The sequence below is a fragment of the Mesorhizobium sp. M2C.T.Ca.TU.002.02.1.1 genome (assembly GCF_003997225.1).
This window is the reverse complement of sequence record NZ_RZTO01000191.1, coordinates 1-8,681: the sequence shown is the minus strand read 5'-3', so window position 1 is coordinate 8,681 and position 8,681 is coordinate 1. Positions and strand designations below refer to the sequence as shown.

The window sequence follows — 8,681 nt, the reverse complement described above, 5'->3', positions numbered from 1 at the left end:
GGATTGCGCAGCGAGCCGCCAAAGTCGCTGCCGTCGGCGACCGGCAGCATGTCGAGCGCCAGCGCCACGGCCGCGCCGCCGCTCGAGCCGCCGGCGGTGAGCGTCGGGTCGAAGGCGTTAAGCGTCGAGCCGAAGACCGGGTTGTAGGTGTTGGAGCCCAGCCCGAACTCCGGGGTGTTGGTCTTGCCGATGATGATGGCGCCGGCCTTGCGGATGCGCTCGACGAAGAAGTCGTCCGTGTCGGGAATAAAATCTGCGAAGATCGGCGAGCCGAAGGTGGTTCTTAGGCCCTTGGTCAGGGCCAGGTCCTTGATGGCGATCGGCAGGCCGAACAGCGATCCGGCCTCGCCGCCCCGCGCCAGATGGGCATCGGCCCTGTCGGCCTCGGCCAGGATGTCGGTGCGCCGGCGCAGCGATACGATGGCGTTGACCAGCGGGTTCACGGCCTCGATGCGGTCGAGGAACGCGCTGGCCACCTCATGAACCGAAAAGTGGCGCTGCCTGATCCTGTCGGCGAGCTCGACGGCGGAGAGGCGGCAGATATCGCCGGCCGGCGGCACGGCATGTTTGGTGACGGGACGCATGGCTGCTAGCGCGCCGCCAAGGCGGCGTCGACATCCCTGGCCAGCGGGATCGCCGGCTGCGCGCCGGGTTTCAGGCAGGCGAGCGAGCCGGCCACGGCAGCACGGGTCAGCGCTTGCTCAAGCGACAAGCCGGACGATAGGCCGGCGCCGAAATAGCCGCAGAAAGTGTCGCCGGCGCCGACCGTGTCGACCGGGGTGATCTTCAGCGCCGGAACGGTGAGGAAGTCGTGAGGCGTGGCGGCGAGCACGCCATCGCCGCCGAGCGTGACGACGATGGCGCGGCCGGTCTTTTGGGCGTAGTCGCGCATGCGGGCCGGGCGGTCGCGTCCGGAAAGCGCCAGCGCCTCCCCATAGAGATCGAACTCGGTTTCGTTGGCGACGGCGAAGTCGGCCTTGCCAAGGAATCGGGAAGCCTCGGCACGGAAGGGAGCGGTGTTGAGCACGCTGACGGCGCCCGCCGCGTGCGCCGCGTCAAGCGTGGCCTCGACCGTCTGCAGCGGGATCTCATGCTGCAAGAGCACGACATCGTTCTTTTTGAGGAAGGCCTTGGCGACATCGCCCGGCACCACCGAATCATTGGCGCCCGGCACGACGGCGATGACGTTTTCGCCGTCGGCGCCGACCAGGATCAAGGCGGTGCCGGTGGAGGCGAAACTCTGGCCGACACCGGACAGATCGACATTGCCGGCCTTGAGAAGGGCGAGCGCTTCGGCGGCAAAGCTATCCTTGCCGACCGCGCCCACCATGCGCACCTGGGCGCCCGCGCGCGCCGCGGCCAGCGCCTGGTTGGCGCCCTTGCCGCCGGGCGCGGTGGCAAAGCCTGAGCCGCGCACCGTCTCGCCGGGCTCCGGCAAGCGGTCGACATTGGCGATGAGATCGAGGTTGATCGAGCCGACAACGATGATCAAAGACTGCCTCCCGTTGAAGCGGGTCAGCCTGCGTGAAGGCGAACGCGCTCCAAGATTCTGCTTCTTGCGCAATTCCAGCGAAATGCGCAAAGCGCTTTTCCTGGAATTGCGTGCTGGGCGCGAAGCTAGCCGCAAAGTCCGCCGGTTGCCAGATCACGTCGCTGTCCGCGCGGTCTGGCCCACAGCATCATTCGCAGCGGACCGTTACCTCCGCCTGATAGCTGCCCGCCGGGAAGATGCCCGGCGACTTCGTGGCCGTCAGATCGACCTGGATGGTGTGGGTACCGTTGGTCAGCTTTTGCGGCGAGCTGCCCGGTATATCCAGTCCGGAACCGTCGAGGCGGAAGACGGAGGCGAACGAGACATTGGTGTCGCCGCCGCTGGGCGCGGACGTGAACGCGGCCGGCGCGGGCGCGGAAACGGTGTAGCAGTCCAGCAGGTTTAGGATGGAACACAGAGTCGAGTTCGCTGTGATGGTGGCGCCGGCGCTCGACCCGCCCGCCTGCTTGGAACCGAAGATGTTGATCGACGGATTTGCCTTCATCACGCCGGTGTTGCCGATCATGATCGTGCATGTGCCGATGATCGCAGCCTCCGCCGGCGCGCAGACGCCGGCGAGCAGCAAGGCGGCAAGCAGCGTGCGCCTATTTCTTCTTCTTTTTCCGGCCATCGTCGGTTCCGCGGATGCTCCAGCCTTCATTGGCCCAGGCAGGCGACGATGCGGGTGAGGGGGCCGCGGCCGCCACGCTTCCCGTCGCCTGGCCGTCGGGGCTGAGTCCCATCTTCATGAGCCGCAGCTCCATCTGCAGGCGCTCGACCTCGAGCTCATAGAGCCGGCTGCAATCCAGGCGTTTCGGCGTGCGGCCGATCGGGATCACGACGCGTCCATAGGTGGCGAGGTCGTTGTTCGACTGGCTGTTGCCGTGGATCACGCCAAGGTCGAAATAGGCGCCCGAGCCCGAAACGGCTGAGCGGCAAGTGGTGCCATCCGACGCATGCACCTCGTCCTGGCCCTGCGGCAGGGTCACGCCGGGCAAGGTGAAGCCGGTCTGATTCTGGTTCAGGTTGTAGACATCCTCGGCGAACCCCGGGCGCGCGGCCGCAAAAGCGGCCAGCAGCGAAAGGGTCAGGACCTGCGATGTCCGAAAAACTTCCCGCATATCTGTGCCCTTATCTGCGTCTGCTCGCCCGGAAAGGGGATACTCTCGGTACAGATACGCACTTTACGGTCGGCCGCGCCGTCGAACGGAACGACCACAAGGACCGGACGGGATGCCTGTCCGGCAAGGAGGAAGGCGGCTGGAGAAATCTCGGCGTCGACGGGCTGGAAATCCTGGTCGTAGACGTGAACTTCCACGCGAATGCGCTTGTCGTAGGGATTGCCGGGGAAGATACGCACGGCGAAGGCGTCGGTGAAGGAGCTCACCTCGCCGCGCATCGGTGTCATCGATTGCGCCGCCACCGGCAAGGGAGCAATGCCGCCCGCGGCCATCGCCGCAACGAGAATCCCGAGCCTCTTCAAGGACCGTTTCCTTCTATTCGCAGCGAACCGTCACGGTCGCCTGGTAACTGCCGGCGGAAAAGCGGTTGGTGCCGCTCTTGGTGCCGGCGAGATTGACCGCGATCGTCGAGGTGCCGGGCACGGTGAGCGCGGTCGCGCTGCCGGTTTCGGCGATGGTCTGCGCGCCGGTGGTGGCGAAAGTCGGCGTCCAGGTGGTGGCGGTGACGTCGCTTGCAGGCACCGTGGTGGTGGTCACCGGATCGACACTGAGCTGCACGCCGCCGGTGGTGTCGACCTGGACGCTGCCGGCCGACCCGCCGGCATTGTGCGAGCTCAGCGATTGCAGGTTGCTGCTCACCGTCATGGTGCCGTTGGAATTGACCGTCAGCGTGCAGGTCGCGGTGATGGAGCCGTTGAAAAGGACGTTTCCGGTGGTGGCCGATGCCGGCGGGCAGGCGGCGCCGACCACCAGGCTTGCCGTGATTGCGGCACGGGCGAATTTCATTGAGACCCCTCTTTCGAGCCGGATGGTGCCAGCTCAACGCAGGGGTATCATCTCTTTATCGTGGTTAATTTAGCGTTAACTTAAATAACATTATGAAGCAACTTAAAATAAAACCGGCGATAACCAGAGGTTGTCGCCGGTTGCATTTGACGGATAGGAAGTATATTTTTCCAAATTTTTACAGATATATTATGATGCACGGTTTTTCGCAATGCGGTGCGAAAAAATCGATTGTTTCAGGAGGCCACTTGCCCCGCCTCCCAGCCGAGGATGGCGCGCTTGCGCGTCAGGCCCCAGTGGTAGCCGGTGAGCGCGCCGGACTTGCCGATAGCCCGATGGCAGGGCACCACGAAGGACATCGGATTGGCGCCTACGGCCGCGCCGACGGCCCGGCTGGCGTTGGGCGCGCCGATGCTTGCCGCGATCGAGGAATAGGTGCAGGCCCTGCCCATCGGGATGCGCAGCAAGGCATCCCAGACGCGAAGCTGGAAATCGGTGCCGATCATCACCACGCGCAGCGGCTGGTCGGCACGCCATTGCGTCGGATCGAAGACCCGCGCGGCGTAAGCCTGGGTGGCCGACATGTCCTCGACATAGGTCGCGTTCGGCCAGCGGCCGGACATGTCGGCGAAGGCGGCCCGCTCGCCGCCCGCGTCACAGAAGGCAAGTCCGGCGAGACCGCGGTCGGTGACCATGATCAGCGCGATGCCGAAAGGCGAGATGTGATAGCCGTAGCGGATGGTGAGACCCGCGCCCCGGGTCTTGTAGTCGCCGGGCGACATCGCCTCATGGGTGACGAAGAGGTCGTGCAGCCGGCCGGGGCCGGACATGCCGAGCTCGAACGAGGTCTCCAGGAGCGGCATGCCGGAATCGAGCAGCCTGCGCGCATGGTCGAGCGTCACCGCCTGCAGGAAGGCCTTGGGCGACAATCCCGCCCAGCGTGTGAACAGCTTCTGCAGGCCGGTCGGCGTCTCGCCGACTTCCTCGGCCAGCACCTCCAGCGAGGGCTGGTCGCGATAGTCGAGGCTGATCTTCTCGATGGCGCGGCGCACGACGTCGTAGTCGCTGCCTTGCGGCGTGATGTCGTTCTCAAGGATCGCGGTCGGTTTCATCCGCGTATTCATGGTCATCTGAGCGTTCATGGCAATATCTCCTTGGCCGCGAATATCGGTCTTCCAGAGCTTTGCAACCACCCGAAACTTGCCTTCACTGCGCACGCACCCAGATAGAGTCAGCTTCGGACCGAAGAGGACAATCATGGCCGGCGAAAAGGTCGATCTAACCGGAGCGAAGGAAACCTTGCTGATGACGCTTTACGGCAAGGCGCTGGAGAGCCGGCTGCCCAATTCGCTGCTCCAGGATCGCCTCGCGGACGAGGCCGTGCGCAAGATCGACTATGATTTCGCGAGGCTCAAGGTCGACGGCAATCTCGGCATCGGCCTTGCCATTCGGGCAAAGACGCTGGATGCCCAGGTCGAGGACTTCCTCGCCAGAAACCCGGATGCGATCGTGCTGCATCTTGGATGCGGGCTCGACACGCGCATTTTCCGGGTCGACCCGCCACTGGGCGTGGATTGGTTCGATGTCGACTATCCAGACGTCGTCGAGCTCAGGCGCAGGCTCTATCCGTCCAGGGACCGTTATTACCATCTGATCGCTTCGTCGGTGACCGAGCCAGGATGGCTGGCCGAGGTGCCGCGCAATCGCCCGGCCATGGTCGTAGCCGAGGGCCTGACGCCCTATCTCGCCGCCGACGAGGGGCCGCGGCTGTTCGCGCGGCTTGTCGCGCATCTTGCCGGCGGCGAGTTGATGTTCGACGCCTACAGCCGTTTCGGGCTGAAGCTGATGCGCCTCAATCCGGCCATCAAGGCAACGGGCTCCGAAGTCCATTGGGCCATCGAGGATCCGCGCGAACTGGAGCGGGCTGTTCCGAAACTTCGCTTCATCGGCGAGATCCCGGCTTACAAGCCGGAGCAAGCGGCGCGGCTTAGCTGGTCCGCGCGCTTGTTCATCGGCCTCTGGAAGCTCATCCCCGCCATGCGCAAGGTCGGCAGGCTGCTGCGGTACCGGTTCTGACGTGCTTATTTTGCTCCGAGCATGATCTTGTCCGAACCGCAGGTCAGCGAAAGCAAAAACCGGCGTCCACTTTTCGCTGACGCGGACTTTCGGTTCGGGATCATGCTCAGCGCGTCTTGGCGGTCGCCAGCGCGCGCGAAAAGGCGGTGGCGAAACTCTCACGGTCGTCGGGATTGAGGAAGCCGCCGATCGCCACGCTCCTGCCCTGCGCTTCCACCGCCATTTTGGTGATGCCGATCTCGGCATGGCGGGCGATCGAAAACCGTGTCCAGAACGGATTGAAGCGATGGCTTTCAGAGCGGCCTGAAGGGGCGGTCTTGCGGATGTCGAGGCTGGTGCGCGAGACCGATATCTCCTCGCGGGCGCGCGCTGCCCGGTAATTGGCCCGGAAAGCGATGTAGACGGCGATCACGTCGAGGCCGAAGAAGCCGAACACCGGCCAGGCGCCATGCGCCAGGAAAAACGCGCCGGTGACCGCCCAGCCGAACAGAAGCGCTCCCATCAGGATCAGGAAACCGGTGCGGCCGAGCGAGCGGTGCGGCGTCAGCAGGGCCTGGAAAAATGGCTCGTCGGCCTGGAACGAGGCGTTTGTGTCGCTCATGAGGGAATATTATAGGAAGGAAATGGCGCCTCCCAAGTCGAAAAAATCCGTAGCTGTCAAAAAACCTCAACCCGTCCCTGCCGGCAGCGGCCGGGCGCCTGGCGCTCGGCCGCGAAAAGCCGCTTCCCGGCCGCTTTACAGCCCTGCCGAGGTGCATGAGATCTTCCGGCGTTTTTCCGTTCAACGGCCGGAGCCGAAAGGCGAGCTCGACTATGTCAACGCCTTCACCCTGCTGGTCGCCGTGGTGCTATCGGCGCAAGCGACGGATGCCGGCGTCAACAAGGCGACCAAGGCGCTGTTTTCGGCGGCCGACACGCCGGCCAAGATGCTGGCATTGGGCGAGGCGAAGGTGGGCGACTATATCCGCACCATCGGTCTGTGGCGCAACAAGGCGAAGAACGTGATCGCGCTGTCCAAGGCGCTGATCGACGACTACCAGGGCCAGGTGCCACGGGAGCGCGACGAACTGGTGAAGCTGCCCGGCGTCGGGCGCAAGACCGCCAATGTCGTGCTCAACGTCGCCTTCGGCCAGCACACCATGGCGGTCGACACGCATATTTTCCGCATCGGCAACCGGATCGGGCTGGCGCCCGGCAAGACGCCGGAGCAGGTCGAGCAAGGGCTGCTCAAGGTCATCCCGGCCGAGTATATGCGTCATGCGCATCACTGGCTGATCCTGCACGGCCGCTATGTCTGCAAGGCGCGCAAGCCCGACTGCCCGGCCTGCGTGATCGCCGATATCTGCAAGTCCAAGGAAAAGACCACCGACGTGCCGGCGCCGCTGGTGCCGATCGCGCCGCTGGACGAGACGTTTCCGGCGGGGGTCTAGAGCCGGTCTGGCTCTAGTAACCGTAGCCGCGCGCCATGGCCGCGGCAAAGACCGGGATGAGCAGGAAGATGAAGCCCTCGGCGCGGACGTAGTTCTTCACCGAGGCCAGTTCCGCAGCCGGCACCGCGAAAGAGGGGTTGCCGCCCGCCTGCCTGTTCCAGGAGAGGAAGCGCATGGTGGGCACGATCGACAGCAGGCCGACGATGGCGAAGGCCACCATCTTTGCCCAGAACACCCAGTTATAGACGTAGAATTCCCAGCCTTTCAGCCCATAGAAGACGCGCCCGATGCCGACGATGACGATCAGCGCGGCGATGATGCCGTAATGGCGGTCGATGCCGGCAAGCCGCTTGAGCGTCGCCGCGCCCAGATCGCCACGCACCAGCACGAACTCGGCGCCGATGATGCCGGCCAGCGAGAACACCAGCAGGTGATGCGCGATCGCCAGCAATAGGTCCGTGGTGTCCATGGTTCTTCTCCGGTCGACTTGTGTTTCTGGGTCGGCTTCGCGCGCAAAACTAGCATCGCCAGGCGAAAAGCCATAGCGATACGATCGTGCCAAGGCCGTCATGGCTGGAAGAGCCGCCGCATTATCCTGGCCCTTGATCGAGCGTGCCGGTTTGCTAAGCGCTGTCGCCGCAATGGAGGAGAATGCCATGAGCATCAAGACGGAAGCCGGCGTGCCGATCCTCGAGACGGCACGTACCGTTTTGCGGCCGCACCGTTCGGGTGATTTCGAGACCTATGCCGCCATGTGGGCGGAGCCTGCCGTCACCCGTTTCATCGGCGGCAAGCCGCGCACCCGCGAGGAAAGCTGGATGCGCTTCCTGCGTCATGCCGGCCTGTGGTCGCTGATCGGCTACGGGTTCTGGGCGATCGAAGACAAGAAGACGGGGCGCTTCATCGGCGAGGCCGGCTTCCACGACCTGAAGCGCGAGATCGAACCTTCGATCGAAGGCGTGCCGGAAGCCGGCTGGGCCTTGGCCTCGGAGGCGCATGGCCGGGGCTTGCCAGCGAGGTCGTCGGGCGGATCGTCGCCTGGAGCGACGAGGCGTTCGGACAGGCGAGAACCGTCTGCATCATCGATCCGGAAAACGGCGCTTCGCGGAAGGTGGCCGAGAAGAACGGCTATCGCGAGATTTTGCGCACCACCTATCACGACAAGCCGACGATCCTGTTGGAACGGCAGGCCGGAGGGGCTGTGAGTAGTTAGCCGGCTTTGCGGCGCAGCGTCCGCGCCAAAGCCTCCCAGCTATCCGCCGTCGCATCGCGCTCGCTGCGATTGCCGCGCACAACGGTGGTGGCGTCGAATGGCTGGGGCCTGGCAATCGCATAGCCTTGCGCATAATCGACGCCGATCGCTTTCAAGGCCTCGACGATGCCGTCGCTTTCGACGAATTCGGCGATGGTGCGCTTTCCCGTCACCTTGCCGATGTGATGGATCATCTCGACCATGGCGCGATCGATGCGGTCGTCGAGCATATCCTTGACGAAGCTGCCGTCGATCTTGAGGTAGTCGACCGGCAGATGCTTCAGATAGGCGAAGGACGACATGCCGGAGCCGAAATCGTCGAGCGCGAAGCGGCAGCCGAGCCCGCGCAGGTCGGCGATGAAGCGCATGGCCTCGGTCAGATTGGCGATGGCGCTGGTCTCGGTGATCTCCAGGCAGATCGTTTC

At 64.5% G+C, this 8,681-nt stretch carries 12 protein-coding genes and 1 pseudogene; 3 read left to right on the top strand and 10 right to left on the bottom strand.

Annotation, left to right across the window (positions count from 1 at the left end; all coding sequences use genetic code 11):
• From EOD07_RS12930 to EOD07_RS12900, 7 genes are all read right to left on the bottom strand, one after another.
• Nucleotides 1-584 (bottom strand): amidase family protein (locus EOD07_RS12930; protein WP_245470102.1); only part of this gene is annotated, 584 nt, incomplete at its 3' end.
• Nucleotides 585-589: 5 nt separating this feature from the next.
• Nucleotides 590-1,492 carry a ribokinase gene (locus tag EOD07_RS12925; protein WP_127235727.1) on the bottom strand — a complete coding sequence of 301 codons (903 nt, stop codon included), beginning with the start codon at nt 1,490-1,492 and terminating at the stop codon, nt 590-592.
• Between the two features lie 187 nt (nt 1,493-1,679).
• Complete coding sequence (locus EOD07_RS12920) at nt 1,680-2,162, bottom strand: hypothetical protein (protein ID WP_127235726.1); 483 nt, start codon at nt 2,160-2,162, stop codon at nt 1,680-1,682.
• Nucleotides 2,137-2,652, bottom strand: coding sequence for a hypothetical protein (locus tag EOD07_RS12915; protein ID WP_127235725.1), 516 nt, complete (start codon nt 2,650-2,652; stop codon nt 2,137-2,139). Before EOD07_RS12915 ends, EOD07_RS12920 begins: the two co-directional genes overlap by 26 nt.
• Nucleotides 2,619-3,014, bottom strand: a complete 396-nt coding sequence (locus tag EOD07_RS12910; RefSeq protein ID WP_127235724.1) for a hypothetical protein — start codon at nt 3,012-3,014, stop codon at nt 2,619-2,621. Before EOD07_RS12910 ends, EOD07_RS12915 begins: the two co-directional genes overlap by 34 nt.
• Nucleotides 3,015-3,027: 13 nt before the next feature.
• Nucleotides 3,028-3,498, bottom strand: a complete 471-nt coding sequence (locus tag EOD07_RS12905; protein ID WP_127235723.1) for a hypothetical protein — start codon at nt 3,496-3,498, stop codon at nt 3,028-3,030.
• Nucleotides 3,499-3,734: 236 nt separating this feature from the next.
• Entirely contained in the window at nt 3,735-4,640 is a 906-nt protein-coding gene (locus EOD07_RS12900) for a methylated-DNA--[protein]-cysteine S-methyltransferase (RefSeq protein WP_164772217.1), read from the bottom strand.
• A gap of 115 nt (nt 4,641-4,755) precedes the next feature.
• On the opposite strand from EOD07_RS12900, the gene EOD07_RS12895 reads away from it, so the two are divergent.
• A complete protein-coding gene (locus tag EOD07_RS12895) occupies nt 4,756-5,574 on the top strand; it encodes a class I SAM-dependent methyltransferase (RefSeq protein WP_127235722.1) in 819 nt (272 codons plus the stop codon).
• Nucleotides 5,575-5,680: 106 nt separating this feature from the next.
• On the opposite strand, the gene EOD07_RS12890 is transcribed toward EOD07_RS12895, so the two are convergent.
• On the bottom strand, nt 5,681-6,175 hold the full coding sequence (locus EOD07_RS12890; RefSeq protein ID WP_127235721.1) for a DUF2244 domain-containing protein: 495 nt from the start codon (nt 6,173-6,175) through the stop codon (nt 5,681-5,683).
• A gap of 22 nt (nt 6,176-6,197) precedes the next feature.
• Here EOD07_RS12890 and nth point away from each other — a divergent pair, with 22 nt between their 5' ends.
• Nucleotides 6,198-7,004, top strand: a complete 807-nt coding sequence (gene nth, locus EOD07_RS12885) for an endonuclease III (protein ID WP_127235720.1) — start codon at nt 6,198-6,200, stop codon at nt 7,002-7,004.
• A gap of 13 nt (nt 7,005-7,017) precedes the next feature.
• Here the strand turns inward: nth and EOD07_RS12880 are convergent, their stop codons facing one another.
• Nucleotides 7,018-7,473, bottom strand: a complete 456-nt coding sequence (locus tag EOD07_RS12880; RefSeq protein ID WP_127235719.1) for a DUF2214 family protein — start codon at nt 7,471-7,473, stop codon at nt 7,018-7,020.
• A gap of 187 nt (nt 7,474-7,660) precedes the next feature.
• On the opposite strand from EOD07_RS12880, the pseudogene EOD07_RS12875 reads away from it, so the two are divergent.
• Nucleotides 7,661-8,217, top strand: a pseudogene (locus tag EOD07_RS12875) (GNAT family N-acetyltransferase).
• Here the strand turns inward: EOD07_RS12875 and EOD07_RS12870 are convergent.
• Nucleotides 8,214-8,681: EAL domain-containing protein (locus EOD07_RS12870; protein WP_164772216.1), on the bottom strand; the 468-nt coding region annotated here is incomplete at its 5' end. The pseudogene EOD07_RS12875 and the gene EOD07_RS12870 sit on opposite strands and share 4 nt — an antisense overlap.

Coding starts and splice junctions, on each gene's coding strand:
- nth (WP_127235720.1), top strand. CDS start 6,198: ATGGCGCCTCCCAAGTCGAAAAAATCCGTAGCTGTCAAAAAACCTCAA.
- EOD07_RS12880 (WP_127235719.1), bottom strand. CDS start 7,473: ATGGACACCACGGACCTATTGCTGGCGATCGCGCATCACCTGCTGGTG.
- EOD07_RS12890 (WP_127235721.1), bottom strand. CDS start 6,175: ATGAGCGACACAAACGCCTCGTTCCAGGCCGACGAGCCATTTTTCCAG.
- EOD07_RS12905 (WP_127235723.1), bottom strand. CDS start 3,498: ATGAAATTCGCCCGTGCCGCAATCACGGCAAGCCTGGTGGTCGGCGCC.
- EOD07_RS12915 (WP_127235725.1), bottom strand. CDS start 2,652: ATGCGGGAAGTTTTTCGGACATCGCAGGTCCTGACCCTTTCGCTGCTG.
- EOD07_RS12895 (WP_127235722.1), top strand. CDS start 4,756: ATGGCCGGCGAAAAGGTCGATCTAACCGGAGCGAAGGAAACCTTGCTG.
- EOD07_RS12900 (WP_164772217.1), bottom strand. CDS start 4,640: ATGAACGCTCAGATGACCATGAATACGCGGATGAAACCGACCGCGATC.
- EOD07_RS12920 (WP_127235726.1), bottom strand. CDS start 2,162: ATGGCCGGAAAAAGAAGAAGAAATAGGCGCACGCTGCTTGCCGCCTTG.